At 62.8% G+C, this 17230-nt stretch carries 13 protein-coding genes; 6 read left to right on the top strand and 7 right to left on the bottom strand.

Annotated features, from left to right (window positions below; all coding sequences use genetic code 11):
• Positions 1–58: 58 nt before the first annotated feature.
• Both AAGQ88_RS22040 and cra read right to left on the bottom strand, forming a co-directional pair.
• The gene (locus tag AAGQ88_RS22040) at positions 59–844 is read right to left on the bottom strand and encodes a TatD family hydrolase (RefSeq protein WP_342655863.1); all 786 of its coding nucleotides are present in this window, start codon (positions 842–844) and stop codon (positions 59–61) included.
• Positions 841–1836 carry a catabolite repressor/activator gene (gene cra / locus AAGQ88_RS22035; RefSeq protein ID WP_285422532.1) on the bottom strand — a complete coding sequence of 332 codons (996 nt, stop codon included), beginning with the start codon at positions 1834–1836 and terminating at the stop codon, positions 841–843. The genes AAGQ88_RS22040 and cra overlap by 4 nt, the downstream gene beginning before the upstream one ends.
• Positions 1837–2154: 318 nt before the next feature.
• Here cra and ptsP point away from each other — a divergent pair, with 318 nt between their 5' ends.
• From ptsP to AAGQ88_RS22010, 5 genes are all read left to right on the top strand, one after another.
• A complete protein-coding gene (gene ptsP, locus AAGQ88_RS22030) occupies positions 2155–5016 on the top strand; it encodes a phosphoenolpyruvate--protein phosphotransferase (protein ID WP_342653573.1) in 2862 nt (953 codons plus the stop codon).
• On the top strand, positions 5016–5954 hold the full coding sequence (pfkB, locus tag AAGQ88_RS22025) for a 1-phosphofructokinase (RefSeq protein ID WP_093462817.1): 939 nt from the start codon (positions 5016–5018) through the stop codon (positions 5952–5954). The genes ptsP and pfkB overlap by 1 nt, the downstream gene beginning before the upstream one ends.
• Positions 5955–5970: 16 nt before the next feature.
• Positions 5971–7704, top strand: coding sequence for a PTS fructose-like transporter subunit IIB (locus AAGQ88_RS22020; RefSeq protein ID WP_342653572.1), 1734 nt, complete (start codon positions 5971–5973; stop codon positions 7702–7704).
• A gap of 379 nt (positions 7705–8083) precedes the next feature.
• On the top strand, positions 8084–9643 hold the full coding sequence (locus tag AAGQ88_RS22015) for an alkaline phosphatase D family protein (protein WP_093462823.1): 1560 nt from the start codon (positions 8084–8086) through the stop codon (positions 9641–9643).
• 344 nt (positions 9644–9987) lie between these two features.
• Positions 9988–10929, top strand: coding sequence for an AEC family transporter (locus AAGQ88_RS22010; RefSeq protein WP_285422527.1), 942 nt, complete (start codon positions 9988–9990; stop codon positions 10927–10929).
• A gap of 124 nt (positions 10930–11053) precedes the next feature.
• On the opposite strand, the gene AAGQ88_RS22005 is transcribed toward AAGQ88_RS22010, so the two are convergent.
• The 5 genes from AAGQ88_RS22005 to gatC form a co-directional block, all read right to left on the bottom strand.
• Positions 11054–12106 (bottom strand): calcium/sodium antiporter, encoded by a 1053-nt coding sequence (locus AAGQ88_RS22005; protein WP_342655862.1) that lies wholly within the window; start codon positions 12104–12106, stop codon positions 11054–11056.
• A 45-nt stretch (positions 12107–12151) separates the two neighbouring features.
• The gene (locus tag AAGQ88_RS22000) at positions 12152–12526 is read right to left on the bottom strand and encodes a septal ring lytic transglycosylase RlpA family protein (RefSeq protein ID WP_093462832.1); all 375 of its coding nucleotides are present in this window, start codon (positions 12524–12526) and stop codon (positions 12152–12154) included.
• Between the two features lie 172 nt (positions 12527–12698).
• Entirely contained in the window at positions 12699–14144 is a 1446-nt protein-coding gene (gene gatB / locus AAGQ88_RS21995; RefSeq protein WP_093462835.1) for an Asp-tRNA(Asn)/Glu-tRNA(Gln) amidotransferase subunit GatB, read from the bottom strand.
• A gap of 11 nt (positions 14145–14155) precedes the next feature.
• A complete protein-coding gene (gatA, locus tag AAGQ88_RS21990) occupies positions 14156–15607 on the bottom strand; it encodes an Asp-tRNA(Asn)/Glu-tRNA(Gln) amidotransferase subunit GatA (protein ID WP_342653571.1) in 1452 nt (483 codons plus the stop codon).
• A 15-nt stretch (positions 15608–15622) separates the two neighbouring features.
• Positions 15623–15910 (bottom strand): Asp-tRNA(Asn)/Glu-tRNA(Gln) amidotransferase subunit GatC, encoded by a 288-nt coding sequence (gatC, locus tag AAGQ88_RS21985; protein ID WP_093462841.1) that lies wholly within the window; start codon positions 15908–15910, stop codon positions 15623–15625.
• A gap of 207 nt (positions 15911–16117) precedes the next feature.
• Here gatC and mreB point away from each other — a divergent pair, with 207 nt between their 5' ends.
• Positions 16118–17155 carry a rod shape-determining protein MreB gene (gene mreB, locus AAGQ88_RS21980; RefSeq protein WP_020292894.1) on the top strand — a complete coding sequence of 346 codons (1038 nt, stop codon included), beginning with the start codon at positions 16118–16120 and terminating at the stop codon, positions 17153–17155.
• Positions 17156–17230 lie beyond the last annotated feature (75 nt).

The raw sequence follows: 17230 nt of genomic DNA, 5'->3' as shown, positions 1-17230 counted from the left end.
TGACCATAGTAGGTTGTTGAAATTTCTTCTTACAAAATTAAATCGGGCAAGCGGCGCGTCAGGTCCAGCCGAAGACATCCCTGGCGTTGTCGGAGCTGACCTGTGCCAGTTGCTGTGGCGTCACGTTAAGCCATTCGGACAGCGCCACGCAGATGTCGGGCAAATGCTCGGGACTGTTGCGCTGGCCGGGGTACATGGCAGGCGCCATGTCGGGAGAATCGGTCTCCAGCACCACGCTGCTCAAGGGCAGCTCGGCGATGACGCGGTGCATGCGCAGGGCTTGAGGCCATGTTGCAGCGCCGCCGAGCCCGAGCCTGAAACCCAGCTTGATGTATTCCTTCGCTTCCTCCCGACTGCCTGCAAACGCATGGACGATGCCATTGCGTCTGAGCTTGAAACGCTTGAGCGCGGCAATCGTGTCGGCGTGACTGCGACGCACGTGCAGCAGCACCGGCAGGTCGAAGTCGGCGGCCATTTGCAACTGGGCGTCGAACAGGCGCTGTTGCTGCTGGCGATCCAGCGATTCGACGTAGTAATCCAGGCCGATCTCGCCCACGGCGCACAGTTTGGGATGCCCGGCCAGATGCGCCAGCCTGTCGCGCAGGTCTTGAAGATGCTCCGGGCGATGCTCGTCCAGGTAAATCGGGTGCAAGCCCAGCGCGGCGTAAACCGCTGGCTCGCGCAACGCCAGATCCCACACCCGTTGCAGATTGCGCTGATAGACGCCAAGCACCACGAGACGCTCCACGCCCAATCGCCGGCAGTGGTCGAGCACGCTTGCCCGATCGGCGTCGAAGTCGTCGAAATCCAGGTGCGTGTGGGTGTCGATGAGCTCCACGCTCAGGCCTCGTGAATGCGCTGCTTGAAGGTCCGCACGATGGCGTGCACGCCGGGTTCGTACTGATCCTGCTCGACCGCCGACAGCGCCAGCGCGAGCGCCTTTTCTGCGATCAGATGATGCTGCTGGGCCATGGCGTTGACCGGGAGCGGCAGGAAATCGAGCAACTGCGTGTCACCGAATGTCCCCAGATGCAGTTGATCGGGATTGAGCCGACGCTGATGCAGCAGATCGAAGACGCCCTGCAACAGAACGTAAGACGTAGTGATCAGCGCATCGGGAAAGTACCCGAGCCGGTCCAGCATATCGCTGGCCAGTTGCAGGCCGCATGCGCGACTGAAGGCCTCGCCGTGTTCGATGATGACTGAGCCGGTGAAGCCTTCCAGCGCATCTTCGAAACCTCCGGCCCGCGCCTGACTGACGCTCAGTTCCGGCCGTGCGCCGATCAGGGCAATGTGCTGTGGCCGGGTTTCCAGCAGGCTGCGGGTCAGTTGTTGGCTGGCGTCGTGGTCGTCGCTGACTACCGAACAGAAGTGCGCCGGGTCCATTTCCCGGTCGATGGCGATGACCGGGGTACCTTGCTGTTGCAGCGCCCGATAGCTGTCGTCGCTGGCGGGCAGACAACTGGCGACGAATAATGCATCGCAGCGCCGGGCACGAAACAGCTGCAACAACTGCAATTCGCTGATGGGATCATCGTCGGAACTGGCGATGAGCAACTGGTAGCCGCGAGCGCGAGCGCCTTGTTCCAGTTGCTTGGCGATGCGCGCGTAGCTGGGGTTTTCCAGATCGGGCAGGATGAACCCCAGAGTGCGTGTATGGCGACTGCGAAGGCCCGCCGCCTGCGGGTTGGGGCGGAAGCCATGCGCCTCGACCACCGCTCGCACACGCTCGACCGTTGCATTGCTGATGCGCTGCTGTTCGGCCTTGCCGTTGATCACGTAGCTGGCCGTGGTCACGGAGACACCCGCCAGACGCGCAATATCACTGAGTTTCAAGCCGAACATTCCTTTTGTCGTTGGCAGGTGCCGAGATTTTCACCCATTCGTGGGCATCATTACAGCAGACCGTCGTCAGGATTGAAGCTACAGGGTTTTTGAGGATTCTTCCTACATCATTCGACCAGCTGAGCTTCAAACTGCCGAGATTATCGAGTAACGTGCGCGGCGAATCAGATTAAACGATTCAGCATGCGTGTTTATTGCTGAAAACAGGTAAAACTTCGGTGTCCGTACCGATGTCGATTGAAGCGCCCGGTCACGATGCCCGGTCTACAACAAGAATCACGCGCACCGTGCGCGGCACAGGAGAACGGCATGCTCGAACTCACCGTTGAGCAAATTTCCATGGATCAGTCGGCCGCGGACAAGCCCGCCGCGCTGCAACTGCTGGCCGATCGACTGGTCGCAGACGGACTGGTCGCCGAAGGCTATCTGCAGGGCCTGCAAGCGCGCGAGCAGCAGGGTTCGACCTTCCTCGGTCAAGGCATCGCGATCCCCCACGGCACGCCACAGACCCGCGATCAGGTGTTCGCCACCGGTGTGCGTCTGATGCAGTTTCCCCAAGGTGTGGACTGGGGCGAGGGGCAAACCGTATATCTGGCCATCGGCATCGCGGCGAAATCCGACGAACATCTGCGCTTGCTGCAATTACTGACCCGAGCTCTGGGCGAGACCGACCTGGGCGAAGCCCTGCGCCAGGCGAAAACGCCTGAAGCGTTGCTCGGCCTGCTGCAAGGTGCCCCGCAGGAACTGGCGCTGGATGCGCAGATGATCAGCCTCGGCGCCTCGGTGGACGATTTCGAAGAGCTGGTGTGGCGCGGCGCCAGGTTGTTGCGCCGCGCGGAGTGCGTCAACAACGGTTTCGCTGCCGTCTTGCAGCAAGTCGAGCCGTTGCCCCTGGGCGAGGGATTGTGGTGGCTGCACAGTGAGCAGATGGTCAACAAACCGGGCCTGGCGTTCGTCACGCCGGACAAGCCGATGCGTCATCTGGGCCAGCCACTCACCGGGCTGTTCTGCCTCGCCAGCCTGGGCGAATCCCATCAGGCGTTGCTCGAGCGCCTTTGTGCATTGTTGATCGAAGGTCGGGGTCATGAACTGGGGCAGGCCACCAGCAGCCGTGCCGTGCTCCAGGCGCTGGGTGGCGACGTTCCGCCAGACTGGCCGAGCGAGCGGGTGATACTGGCCAACGCCCACGGCCTGCATGCCCGCCCGGCGAAGATCCTTGCGCAACTGGCCAAAGGGTTCGAAGGCGACATTCGCGTGCGCGTGGTGGACGCCGTCGAGAACCCGGTGTCGGCCAAAAGCCTGAGCAAATTGCTGAGCCTGGGCGTGCGCCGTGGGCAGCTGCTTGAGTTCATCGTCGAGCCGAAGATCGCGACCGATGCCTTGCCTGCACTGGTCGGCGCGGTTCTCGAAGGGCTGGGCGAAGAGGTCGAGCCTTTCGCGACCCACAGCGCGCCGAAGCCGATGTCCGCGGTCATCGAGAAATCACCAGCCGCGCCCGCCGCTGGCGCGCAGATCCAGGCCGTCGCCGCCGCGCCGGGCATTGCCGTGGGACCCGCCCATGTGCACGTGCTGCCGGTGTTCGAGTACCCGCTGCAGGGCGAATCCTACAGCGTCGAGCGCGAACGGCTACACACAGCGCTGGCTCAGGTGCGTGCTGACATCGAACAGCTCATTGAGCGGAGCACCGCGAAAGCCATTCGGGAAATTTTCGTCACGCACCAGGAAATGCTCGCCGACCCGGAACTGGTGGACGCCGTTTCTCTGCGGATGAAGGAAGGCGAGAGCGCGGCGGCGGCGTGGATGAGCGTCATCGACGACGCCGCTCGGCAACAGGAACAACTCAAAGATGTACTGCTGGCCGAGCGAGCTGCCGACCTGCGTGACGTCGGACGCCGGGTACTGGCGCAGCTCTGCGGCGTCGACGACCTGGTCGAACCCAATGAGCCGTATATCCTGGTCATGGATGAAGTCGGGCCTTCCGATGTGGCGCGGCTTGATCCGGTGCGGGTGGCCGGCATTCTCACCGCGCGAGGTGGCGCCACGGCCCACAGCGCCATCGTGGCGCGGGCGCTGGGTATTCCGGCGCTGGTAGGCGCGGGCGATGCGGTGCTGCTGATCAAGTCCGGTACGACGCTGTTGATCGATGGCCAGCGTGGCCGTCTCGACGTCGCCCCGGATGAGCCGACGCTGCAACGCGCTTTGCTCGACCGCGACACCCGCGATCAGCGGCTCAAGGCTGCGGCCGCATTGCGCATGGAGCCGGCGATCACCCGGGACGGTCACGCCGTGGAAGTCTTCGCCAATATCGGCGACAGCGCAGGCACGCCGGCGGCAGTGGAGCAGGGCGCCGAAGGCATCGGCCTGTTGCGCACCGAATTGCTGTTCATGGCGCACAGCAGCGCGCCCGATGAGGCGACGCAAGAGGCCGAGTACCGGCGTGTGCTCGACGACCTGCAAGGGCGACCGCTGGTGGTGCGCACGCTGGATGTCGGTGGCGACAAGCCGCTGCCGTACTGGCCGATCGACAAGGAAGAGAATCCGTTTCTCGGCGTGCGCGGCATACGCCTGACCCTGCAACGGCCGGACATCATGGAAAGCCAACTGCGGGCGTTGCTGCGCGCTGCCGATAACCGGCCGCTGCGGATCATGTTTCCAATGGTCGGCACGGTCGAGGAGTGGCGCCAGGCCCGGGACATGACCGAGCGGCTGCGTGCGCAGATCCCGGTCAGCGATTTGCAACTGGGGATCATGATCGAGGTGCCGTCGGCGGCGTTGCTGGCGCCGGTGCTGGCAGCGGAAGTGGACTTTTTCAGCGTCGGCACCAACGACCTGACGCAATACACCCTGGCCATCGATCGGGGGCATCCGACCCTGTCCGCCCAGGCCGACGGCTTGCACCCGGCGGTCCTGCAACTGATCGACATCACCGTTCGCGCAGCCCACGCCCATGGCAAATGGGTCGGAGTGTGCGGCGAACTGGCGGCCGACCCGTTGGCCGTGCCGGTTCTGGTGGGGCTGGGCGTGGATGAATTGAGTGTCGCGGCGCGCAGTGTGGGCGAAGTCAAAGCCTGCGTCCGTGATTTGAATGTGGCCGATGCCCGGCGACTGGCGCAGGCCGCGCTGGCGGTCGGCAGCGCGGCGCAAGTGCGTGCCCTCGTGGAGGGGCTGTAATGGCGAAAATTCTGACATTGACCATGAACCCGGCGCTGGACCTGACCGTCCAGCTGGGCCCGCTGCACGTCGGCCAGGTCAACCGCAGCGAAGCCATGCTCTGCCACGCGGCGGGCAAAGGCATCAACGTCGCTCAAGTGCTGGCCGATCTCGGGCATGAGCTGACCGTTGCGGGCTTTCTGGGCGTCGACAACCAGCAGCCGTTCGAAACGCTGTTCGCCAGGCGCGGGTTCGTCGATGAGTTCGTGCGGGTGCCGGGCGAGACCCGCAGCAACATCAAACTGGCCGAAAGCAGCGGCCGGATCACTGACCTGAACGGCCCAGGCCCGGTCGTGAGCGAGCAGGCGCAGCAGGCGCTGGCGACCCGCATCGAACAGATTGCCAGCGATTTCGACGTTGTCGTCGTGGCGGGCAGTCTGCCCCGTGGCGTCGATGCGCAGTGGCTCAAAAACCTGTTGCTGCGCCTCAATGCGCTGGGCCTGAAAGTCGCGCTGGACACCAGCGGCGAAGCGCTGCGCGCGGGGCTGGAGGCATCGCCCTGGATGATCAAGCCCAACACTGAGGAGCTGGCCGACGCGCTCGATGCGCCGATCATCTCCATTGCGGCCCAGGCGCAGGCCGCCGCTGCGTTGCGTCAGCGGGGCATCGAACACGTGGTCATCTCTCAAGGCTCGGAAGGCGTGCACTGGTTCAGCGCAAACGTCGCGCTTCAGGCATTGCCCCCCAAGGTCAGCGTGGCTAGCACGGTCGGCGCAGGAGATTCGCTGCTCGCCGGAATGGTTCACGGCCTGCTCAGCGCCCACAAGCCCGAGCAGACCTTGCGCACGGCGACGGCCATCGCGGCGATGGCGGTGACCCAGATCGGCTTCGGCATCAACGACACTGTGCAGCTCAAACGGCTGGAAAGCGGCGTCAGCGTACGCACCCTGACCGCATGACAAGAGAGGAAGTGTGATGAAGTTAGCCATCGTTACGGCCTGTCCGAACGGCAAGATCAGCAGCGTCCTCAGCGCGCGTCTGCTGGATGCGGCTGCGCAGCGTCAGGGTTGGGAAACCTGCGTGGAGATTCACGATCCGCGCCATCCGGAAAAGCAGTTGTCGGCCGCCGACATCGACGCCGCTGACTGGATTCTGGTCGTCAACACCGGCCCGCTCGACCTCAACCGTTTCTCTGGCAAACGCCTGTACCAGGCCACGCCTTCGCGTGCGTTGCAGGACGTCGACGGGTTTCTGCGTTCCGCGGCTGAACTGGCGACCGTGCACACTGCCGTGGCGGGTCCGGTCTCAACCGGCACCGGCGCTCAGCCTCGGTTGGTGGCGGTCACGGCATGCCCGACTGGCGTGGCCCACACGTTCATGGCCGCTGAGGCAATCCAGCAGGCAGCCAAGAAGCTGGGTTACGTGCTGGATGTCGAAACACAAGGCTCGGTGGGGGCGCGTAATCCGCTCACCGCGCAGGCCATCGCCGATGCCGACGTGGTGTTGCTGGCCGCCGACATTGAAGTGGCGACCGAGCGGTTTGCCGGCAAGCGCATTTATCGTTGCGGCACCGGCGTCGCGCTGAAGCAATCGGAAGCCACGCTGAAAAAAGCCCTGGCCGAGGGCGAAGTCGAGTCCTCGCAATCAGCGGCAAAGGCACCTGCGAAGAAGGAAAAGACAGGCGTCTACAAGCATTTGCTCACCGGTGTGTCGTTCATGCTGCCCATGGTGGTGGCAGGGGGTTTGCTGATCGCGCTGTCGTTTGTGTTCGGCATTCACGCCGCGGATGAGCCCGGCAGCCTCGCCGCCGCGCTGAAGCAGATCGGCGCCGGTGCGGCGTTTCAGTTGATGGTGCCTCTGTTGGCCGGGTATATCGCCTATTCCATCGCCGATCGACCAGGCCTTGCGCCCGGCATGATCGGTGGATTGCTGGCGAGCACGCTAGGCGCGGGTTTCATCGGCGGGATCGTGGCGGGGTTTCTCGCCGGCTACAGCGCCTGGGCGGTCAATCGCTATGCGAAGTTGCCGGCCAGCGTCGAGGCGCTCAAACCGATTCTGATCATCCCGTTGCTGGCGAGCCTGTTCACCGGGCTGGTGATGATTTACGTCGTCGGCCAGCCGGTGGCGGACATGCTCGAGGGCCTGACTCACTTCCTCGACACCATGGGCACTGCCAATGCCGTGCTGCTGGGGGTTCTGCTCGGTGCGATGATGTGCGCCGATCTGGGCGGGCCAATCAACAAAGCGTCGTATGCGTTCTCGGTCGGGCTGCTGGCGTCGAGCAGCGGGGCGCCGATGGCTGCAACCATGGCGGCCGGTATGGTGCCGCCGATCGGCATGGGCATCGCCGCGCTACTGGCCCGGCGCAAGTTCGCGCAGAGCGAGCGGGAAGCGGGCAAAGCGGCGTTCGTGCTCGGCCTGTGCTTCATCTCCGAAGGTGCGATTCCCTTTGCCGCCAAGGACCCGCTGCGGGTGATTCCCGCAAGCATCGCAGGCGGCGCGCTGACGGGGGCGCTGTCGATGTTCTTCGGCTGCAAGCTGATGGCGCCCCATGGCGGTCTGTTCGTGCTGCTGATCCCGAATGCGATCAACCACGCGTTGTTGTACCTGCTGGCGATCGTCGCCGGCAGCGTGGTGACCGGCGTTCTGTACGCGTTACTCAAACGCCCGGAAGTCGTGGAACTGGATGCGGTGCCTGCTGGCGCTTGATGACCGAATGGACGGATATATTCGCGGGCAAGCGCGCTCCTACAGAGGATCACATTCAACTGTGGGAGTGAGCTTGCTCGCGAAGGCTGTGTGATGGACGCTAAATCTGTGTGGGATGTACCGGCCCATTCGTTAGCAAGCTCACTCCCACAGAGATCGCCGGTTATTCCCGAACTCTCCGGCCACACCCAACTCCCGTAGGAGCGCGCTTGCCCGCGAAGACTGACTTCCAGCCACTGCATCTCCACCGGACACGCCTGCTTCGCGGACAAGCTCACTCCCACAGGTGATGCGTACCTCCAATGCGTCGTCGCTGTCACATTCCCCCAACATTGCGTTGTTAGGTTCCTCTTTTGCCATTTGCTTGAGGGGGATAGAAATGACTCAGTTCGACCTGACCCGCCGCCGCATCATCCAGGCCGCCGGTGCCGGTCTGCTTTTACCGGGGCTGGCGCCTGCGGTGATCGCTTCGGTGAAAGACCGCCCGAAAATGACCGACGGCGTGCAGTCGGGTGATCTGCTTGGCGATCGTGCCATGGTCTGGAGCCGCAGCGATCGTCCGTCGCGGATGGTGGTCGAGTGGGACACGCGCAGCATGTTCACCCAGCCGCGCCGCGCGGTTTCGCTGCTCGCCGACCAGCGCACCGACTTCACGGCCCGCGTCGAACTCACCGGCCTGCCCACTGATCAAGCCATTTTCTATCGCGTGTTCTTCGAAGACGCCCAGACCGGCGTTGCCAGCGAGCCCTGGTTCGGTCATCTGCGCAGCGTGCCGCAGACGCGCCGCGACATTCGTTTCGTCTGGAGCGGCGACACCGTCGGCCAAGGCTTCGGCATCAATCCGGACATTGGCGGGATGCGCATCTACGAAGCCATGCGCCTGCGCTTGCCGGACTTCTTCATCCACAGCGGCGACACCATTTACGCCGATGGGCCGGTGCCTGCCGAAGTGGTCACCGAAGGCGGCAGGATCTGGCGCAACATCACCACCGAAGAAAAGAGCAAGGTTGCCGAGACCCTCGATGAGTATCGCGGCGCCTACCGCTACAACCTGATGGATGAAAACCTGCGCCGCTTCAACGCCGAGGTGCCGCAGATCTGGCAGTGGGACGACCACGAAGTGAGCAACAACTGGTCGCCAAGCAAGCAGTTGGATGACCGGTACAAGGTCAAGGACATTCAGTTGCTGGCCTCGCGAGGCCGCCAGGCGTTTCTCGAATACGCGCCGATGCGTTTGCAGAGTGCCGACAACGGGGGGCGCGTCTATCGCAAGCTCAGCTACGGGCCGATGCTCGACGTCTTCGTGCTCGACATGCGCAGCTATCGCGACGGCAACGATGCCAACCTGGCCGACAAGCCCGGACCGACCACGGCCTTTCTGGGGCGTGAACAACTCGACTGGCTCAAGCGCGAATTGCAGGGTTCCACGGCGCAGTGGAAGGTCATAGCCGCCGACATGCCGATCGGCCTCGGCGTGCCGGACGGTGAGATCAGCCCCGGCGTGATGCGTTGGGAAGCGATCGCGAACACTGACAACGGCGCGCCCAAAGGTCGCGAGCTGGAAGTCGCGGAGCTGCTCGGTTTCATGCGTCAGCAGAAGATCCGCGACACCGTCTGGCTGACCGCCGATGTGCACTACTGCGCCGCGCATCATTACCATCCGGATCAGGCCGTGTTCCAGGATTTCGATCCGTTCTGGGAGTTCGTCGCCGGGCCGCTCAACGCAGGAAGTTACGGGCCCAATCCGCTGGACAAGACTTTTGGTCCCGAACTGGTGTTCCAGAAAGCGCCGCCTGCGCAGAACACGTCGCCCTTTGCCGGATTTCAGTTTTTTGGCGAAGTGAACATCGACGGTCAGAGCGGCGAAATGACCGTGACTCTGCGGGATCTGGATGGCGTATCGGTGTTCGAGAAGAAGCTCGTGCCTGCGCAGGTTTGAGCCAGGCGCTGAATGAATGGGTGAGACCTTTGGAATGAGCCAACGGTCTTTAACGCCGCCTGCGATCTACGGCCTTACACCCGACGCTTTCCCGGCTGAAGCCGGTCCTACGAAAAGTTTGCGGTCTGTAGGACCGGCTTTAGCCTGGAAGTCGTCGGTGAATGCTGTGGAGATTCGCCGGCCCGGCGTCAGTCTTCGCAAGCTTGCTCACTTCCACACTTCCGCACGGGCCGATGTGACGGCTCCCTCCTGTGGTTGTACGATCACTTTGCAATTCTCGGTAACACTTAGCCGTTCCCTGGCCTATCATTAGCCACCTAACGACAGCTCAGGGTTTGGTGTGCATGCTGGCAATTTTTCTGGAAACCCTGAACATCACGGCACCGGTCTTCGCGATGCTGTTTCTGGGGGTGCTGCTCAAACGGGTCGGATGGATCAACGACGGTTTCATCCATACCGCATCGGCACTGGTGTTCAACTGCACGATGCCCGCGTTGTTGTTCCTGGGCATCATCCACGCGGACCTTCATTCAGCGCTGCAGCCGGGCGTGCTGATCTATTTCATCGTGGCAACGCTCGCAGGCTTCGCGCTGGTCTGGGGCTGGGCGATTTATCGGGTGCCGTTCGTCGAACGCGGGACTTACACACAGGGCGCCTTTCGCGGTAACAATGGCGTCATCGGCCTGGCGCTCGCCGCCAGCATGTACGGGGATTACGGCATCTCCCTCGGGGCGATCCTCGCTGCGCTGGTCATTCTCTTCTACAACACGCTGTCGACAGTGGTGCTGGCGGTCTACAGCCCGGTGATAAAGTCCGACCCGTGGAGCATCACCAAAAGTGTGATGGCGAACCCGTTGATCATCAGCATCGTCGCCGCCACGCCGTTCGCGTATTTTCAGATTCCGCTGCCCAAATGGCTCGACACCTCCGGCAGCTATCTGGCTCAGATGACATTGCCGCTGGCGCTGATGTGCATCGGCGGCACGCTGTCGCTCAAGTCGCTCCGGGAAAGTGGCGGGCTGGCGATCAGCGCCAGCATGATGAAAATGGTCTGGTTGCCGCTGGTGTGTACGCTGGGGGCATGGCTGCTTGGCTTCCGGCATGCCGAACTCGGGATTCTGTTTCTGTATTTCGGCGCGCCGACGGCGTCGTCCAGCTTCGTGATGGTGCGCGCTGCCAACGGCAACCACGAGCTGGCGGCGTCAATCATCGTCATCACCACGCTGGCCGCCGCCGTGACGACCAACATCGGCATCTTCATCTTGCAATGGGGCGGCTGGATCTAGCGACTATCGCCGTCGAGGTGAAGAGTGGGCCTGCGCGCATGCGCCATGACGTTGCTTGATGCGCCGCAATTGTCGGATCGCCGCGCAGCGCAATCGCGCTCCTGCCACGCGACCGAGCCGTTCCTCAATGCTGCCGACGCCAGGCCCTGAACGTACTGATCAGCACGCTCAAGCCCAGCACCGGCAGCGCGTAGTGCACCATTAGCCGCTCAAGGCGTTCAGCCAGAGGCATACCGGTCGCGAACGAAACGATGTGCAGGCCGTAAACCGCGTACAGACCCAGCAGCAACAGCCCTTCCAGCCGGGTGATCCGGTATCCCGAATAAAACAGCGGCAGACACAGGAAGGCGACGCCGAGCATCACCGGCAGGTCGAAATCCAGCGCATTGGGCGAAATCGACAGGGGGCCGGACGAAATCAGCGCCGTCACCCCGAGCACGCCCAGCAGGTTGAACAGGTTGCTGCCGATGATATTGCCCACCGCGATGTCGCGCTCGCCGCGCAAGGCTGCGATCAGCGAGGTCATCAGCGCCGGCAGAGACGTCGCCACTGCAATGACGGTCAGGCCGATGACGCGCTCGGACAGGCCGAGATCCTCCGCCACCACCACGGCGGCACCGACCAGCAGGTGGCTGCCCAGAATCAGCAGCGCCAGACCGCCGGACATCAGGGCCAAGCGGCCGATGATCGGCCAGATCCGCCGGCGCGGCGCCGCGTCGGTGGCGGCGACATGACGTACGCCGTGGGCGAACTGGCGCAGCACGATAAACAGATAGCCCGCCATGCCCAGCAACAGCAGCACGCCATCCAGCGCGCTCAGCACGCCATTCCAGGCCAGCGCCGCGACCAGCGCCGTGGCGGCGATCATCAGCGGCAGGTCGACGCGCACCAGTTGTCGCGCCACGCGCAGTGGAATGATCAGCGCCGATAAACCCAGGGTCACCAGCACATTGAAGATGTTGCTGCCGATCACACTGCCCACCGCGATATCGGTGCTGTCAGTGAGCGCAGCCTGCAAACCGACCGCCATCTGCGGCGCGCTGCTGCCCAGCGCAATGACGGTCAGGCCGAGAAACAGCGGACGGGTTTTCAGCAGGGCAGCCAGCACCACGGCAGCCCGCACGGACAGCTCGGCGCCGATGATCATCAGCAGAAGGCCACAGACCAGCTCGATCAGCGTGGGCAGTGGCAGGTTGGAGAGGGCGAGAATTCAGGGCACCTGTCAGTCGTCGAGGGCTTGTACCCGCACTTGGGCGGTTCCGCTGCGCAGCATACCCAATTGTTCGGCGGCTGCACGCGATACATCGATCAGCCGCCCGCGCGTGTGCGGACCGCGATCATTGATGCGGACGACAACCTTGCGGTCGTTGTCCAGGTTGGTGACCTGTACGCGCGTGCCGAATGGCAGCTGGCGATGGGCGGCGGTCAAGGAATTCTGGTCGAAGCGTTCACCGCTGGCGGTGCGCTTGCCCTGGTGGCGAGAGCCGTAATAAGAGGCGCCGCCGGTGGCGTTGTAGCCGTGTGGATCGATGATGCTTTCACTGGCGCAACCGGCCAGCATGGAGAGCAGAGCGCATGTGCTGAGTAGCCGCCACATGGGTACAGTCCTTGATCGTTCCCATGCTCCGCGTGGGAATGCCGCGCGTGACGCTCCGCGTCACAAAAACGGACGCAGAGCGTCCGAGGATGTGTTCCCACGCGGAGCATGGGAACAATCGAGGAGTTTGGCCGGTCCCGACCAAGGAAGTTCCGGATCGGGTTGGTATGCGTCAGCCTTCCAGCTTGCGCTTCAACAGCTCGTTGACCTGGCCTGGGTTGGCCTTGCCTTTGGAGGCCTTCATCGCCTGGCCGACGAAGAAGCCGAACATCTTGCCGCGCTTGGCCTCGTCGGCGGCGCGGTACTGTTCGACCTGCTCGGCGTTGGCGGCCAGCATGTCGTCAAGAATCGACTCGATGGCGCCGCTGTCGGTCACTTGCTTGAGGCCGCGTTTCTCGATGATCTCGTCCGCGCTGCCTTCGCCGTTTGCCATCGCCTCGAAGACCATCTTGGCGATCTTGCCGGAGATGGTGTTGTCAGTGATGCGCTGCAGCATGCCGCCCAATTGCTCGGCGCTGACCGGCGATTCGTCGATTTCCACGCCTTGCTTGTTCAGCAGCGAACCCAGCTCGACCATGACCCAGTTGGCCGCCAGTTTGGCGTCGCCTGCAATGCCGACCACTTTCTCGAAGTAGTCCGCCTGCTCGCGGCTGGAAGCCAGCACACTGGCGTCGTACAGCGACAGACCGAACTGAGACTGAAAGCGCTCGCGCTTCTGCGGCGGAAGCTCTGGCAGGCTGGCGCGGGTCTGCTCCAGGAACGCGTCTTCGATGATCACCGGCAACAGGTCAGGGTCGGGGAAGTAACGGTAGTCGTTGGCTTCTTCCTTGCTGCGCATGGCGCGGGTTTCGTTGGTGTTCGGGTCGTACAGGCGGGTTTGCTGAATGACCTTGCCACCGTCTTCGATCAGGTCGATCTGACGCTGGATTTCGCTGTTGATCGCCTTCTCGATGAAGCGGAACGAGTTGACGTTCTTGATCTCGCAGCGGGTGCCGAACTCGACCTGGCCTTTCGGGCGGACCGAAACGTTGCAGTCGCAGCGCAGCGAACCTTCGGCCATGTTGCCGTCGCAGATACCCAGATAGCGCACCAGCGCGTGCATGGCCTTGACGTAGGCGACCGCTTCCTTGGCCGAACGCATGTCCGGTTCGGAAACGATCTCCAGCAGTGGCGTGCCGGCGCGGTTCAGGTCGATACCGGTCATGCCGCTGTAGTCCTCGTGCAGGCTCTTGCCGGCGTCTTCCTCAAGGTGGGCGCGAGTCACGCCGATGCGCTTGATGGTGCCGTCTTCAAGGGTGATGTCCAGGTGACCCTTGCCGACGATCGGCAATTCCATCTGGCTGATCTGATAGCCCTTCGGCAAGTCCGGATAAAAGTAGTTCTTGCGGGCAAACACGTTGTGCTGGCCGATTTCGGCATCGATGGCCAGGCCGAACTTGACCGCCATCTGCACGGCTTCCTTGTTCAGCACCGGCAGCGTGCCCGGCATGCCCAGGTCGACGAGGCTGGCCTGGGTGTTGGGCTCGGAGCCGAACGTGGTGGCGCTACCGGAGAAAATCTTCGATTGGGTGGTGAGCTGGGTGTGAATCTCCAGCCCGATGACGACTTCCCATTGCATGTGTCTTCTCCTTAGAAGCCTGCAGGTGAACGCAGATGCCAGTCAGTGACTTGCTGGTATTGATGAGCGACGTTCAGCAGGCGGCCTTCCTGGAAGTACGGCGCCAGCAATTGCACGCCCACCGGCAGACCGTCGGCAAAACCGGCGGGCATCGACAGGCCAGGCAGGCCGGCCAGGTTGGCGGTGATGGTGTAGAAGTCTTCCAGGTATTCAGCGATCGGGTCGGCATTCTTGGCGCCGATCTTCCAGGCCGGGTTCGGCGTGGTCGGGCCCAGGATGACGTCGACGTCCTTGAATGCGTTCATGAAGTCGTTTTTGATCAGCCGACGGATCTTCTGCGCCTGCAGGTAGTACGCGTCGTAGTAACCGGCGGACAGCGCGTAAGTACCCACCATGATCCGGCGCTGCACTTCAGGCCCGAAGCCTTCGCCGCGGGAGCGTTTGTACAGGTCGGTCAGGTCTTTCGGGTCTTCGCAGCGATAGCCGAAGCGCACGCCGTCGAAACGCGAGAGGTTGGAAGAGGCTTCCGCTGGCGCGATCACGTAGTAAGCAGGAATCGCGTGCTGCAGGTTCGGCAGGCTGACTTCCTTGACCACGGCGCCGAGCTTTTTCAGCTCCTCGACGCTGGCCATGACCAGATCGGCGATGCGCGAATCCAGACCGGCGCTGAAATATTCTTTCGGCACGCCGATGCGCAGGCCTTGCAGCGAGCCATTCAGGCCGGCGCTGTAATCAGGCACCGGCTCATCGATGCTGGTGGAGTCGTTGATATCGAAGCCGGCCATGCCTTGCAGCAACAGCGCGCAGTCTTTGGCGGTACGCGCCATCGGACCTGCCTGATCCAGGCTGGACGCATAAGCGATCATGCCCCAGCGCGAGACGCGGCCATACGTCGGCTTCAGGCCGGTGAGGTTGGTCAGCGCGGCGGGCTGGCGAATCGAGCCGCCGGTGTCGGTGCCAGTCGCGGCAGGCAACAGGCGAGCAGCAACGGCCGCGGCCGAACCGCCGGACGAGCCACCGGGTACGTGTTCGAGGTTCCAAGGGTTTTTCACCGCGCCGTAGTGGCTGGACTCGTTGGCCGAACCCATGGCGAATTCGTCCATGTTGGTCTTGCCCAGCGTCACGGTGCCAGCAGCGGCGAGCCTGGCAACGACTGTGGCGTCATATGGCGCCTTGAAGTTGTCGAGCATTCTGGACGCGCAGCTGGTGCGGATGCCCTTGGTGCAGAACAGATCCTTGTGCGCCAGTGGAGCGCCCAGCAATGCGCCGGTCTCACCTGCGGCACGCCGGGCGTCAGCGGCCTGGGCCTGGGTGATGGCCAGGTCTTCGGTGACAGTAATGAAGCTGTTGACCTTGGGGTCCTGCTCAGCGATGCGCTGCAGCAGGCTGCGGGTCAGTTCTTCGGAGGAAAACTTTTTATCGGCGAGTCCGCGAGCGATCTCTGCCAGAGTCATTTGATGCATTGCAGGCTCATTCCCTTAGTCGATGACTTTCGGAACCAGATAAAGGCCGTCTTGGACCGCTGGTGCGATGGCTTGATAGGAATCGCGGTGATTGGCTTCGCTGACCGCGTCTTCACGCAGGCGTTGCGACGCTTCAAGCGGGTGCGCAAGGGGTTCGATACCGGTAGTGTCGACTGCTTGCATCTGGTCGACCAGCCCGAGAATGCTGTTCAGTGCTTCGGTAGTACGCGGGATATCGGCGTCATTGAGGCCCAGTCGGGCCAGATGAGCGATTTTTTCCACGTCGGAGCGATCAAGCGCCATGGGGTTCTCCAGTGGAATGCGCACGGAATGAGCCGTACGTCAGATTGCGGAACACTACGCCCTTCAGACGGTCATAAGGCCGCGATCGTCGAGGGTAGCGCTCGGAAAAACAGCCAATTTAGCATATTGGCTCCTTGCCCAAAATCCCTGTCGTTGTTAGAGTTTGCCGCACTTTTTTACCCACGCGTTCCCTAGGGTCCCTTTCCCATGTTCAAGAAACTGCGTGGCATGTTTTCCAGCGATCTTTCCATCGACCTGGGCACTGCCAACACCCTTATTTACGTGCGTGAGCGCGGTATCGTCCTGAACGAGCCATCGGTTGTGGCCATTCGGACCCACGGAAATCAGAAGAGCGTTGTTGCTGTCGGGATGGAAGCCAAGCGTATGCTGGGCCGTACCCCGGGCAACATCGCTGCCATTCGTCCGATGAAAGACGGCGTGATCGCCGATTTCAGCGTGTGCGAGAAAATGCTTCAGTATTTCATCAATAAAGTGCACGAAAACAGCTTCCTGCAACCCAGTCCTCGCGTGTTGATCTGCGTTCCTTGCAAATCCACCCAGGTCGAGCGCCGCGCCATTCGCGAATCCGCTCTGGGTGCCGGTGCACGTGAAGTCTTCCTGATCGAAGAGCCCATGGCTGCCGCCATCGGTGCCGGTCTGCCGGTCGAAGAGGCTCGCGGCTCAATGGTCGTGGACATCGGCGGTGGTACCACTGAAATCGCCCTGATCTCGCTCAACGGTGTGGTGTACGCCGAATCCGTACGTGTTGGCGGCGACCGTTTCGACGAAGCGATCATCACTTACGTGCGTCGCAACTACGGCAGCCTCATCGGCGAATCCACCGCTGAGCGCATCAAGCAGGAAATCGGTACGGCCTATCCGGGCGGCGAAGTGCGTGAAGTCGACGTTCGTGGCCGTAACCTGGCCGAAGGCGTGCCACGTGCCTTCACCCTGAATTCCAACGAAGTGCTCGAAGCGTTGCAGGAATCTCTTGCGACCATCGTTCAGGCCGTCAAGAGCGCGCTGGAGCAGTCGCCTCCTGAACTGGCTTCCGACATCGCCGAGCGCGGTCTGGTGCTGACCGGCGGCGGCGCGTTGCTGCGCGATCTGGACAAGCTGCTGGCTCAGGAAACCGGTCTGCCGGTCATCGTGGCCGAAGACCCGCTGACCTGCGTTGCGCGCGGCGGTGGCCGTGCGCTGGAAATGATGGACAAGCACACCATGGACCTGCTCTCCAGCGAATAACTCGCCGGAAACGCTACCATGATGAGCGTAACGGGCGGCACTTAACGGTGCTGCCTGTTCGTGTCCGACCTGTTG

This window comes from Pseudomonas sp. F3-2 (assembly GCF_038804275.1).
In the GTDB taxonomy this organism is placed as follows: Bacteria; Pseudomonadota; Gammaproteobacteria; order Pseudomonadales; family Pseudomonadaceae; genus Aquipseudomonas.
Note: the sequence above shows the minus strand (reverse complement) of the source record. Positions and strands in the feature narration are given on the sequence as shown.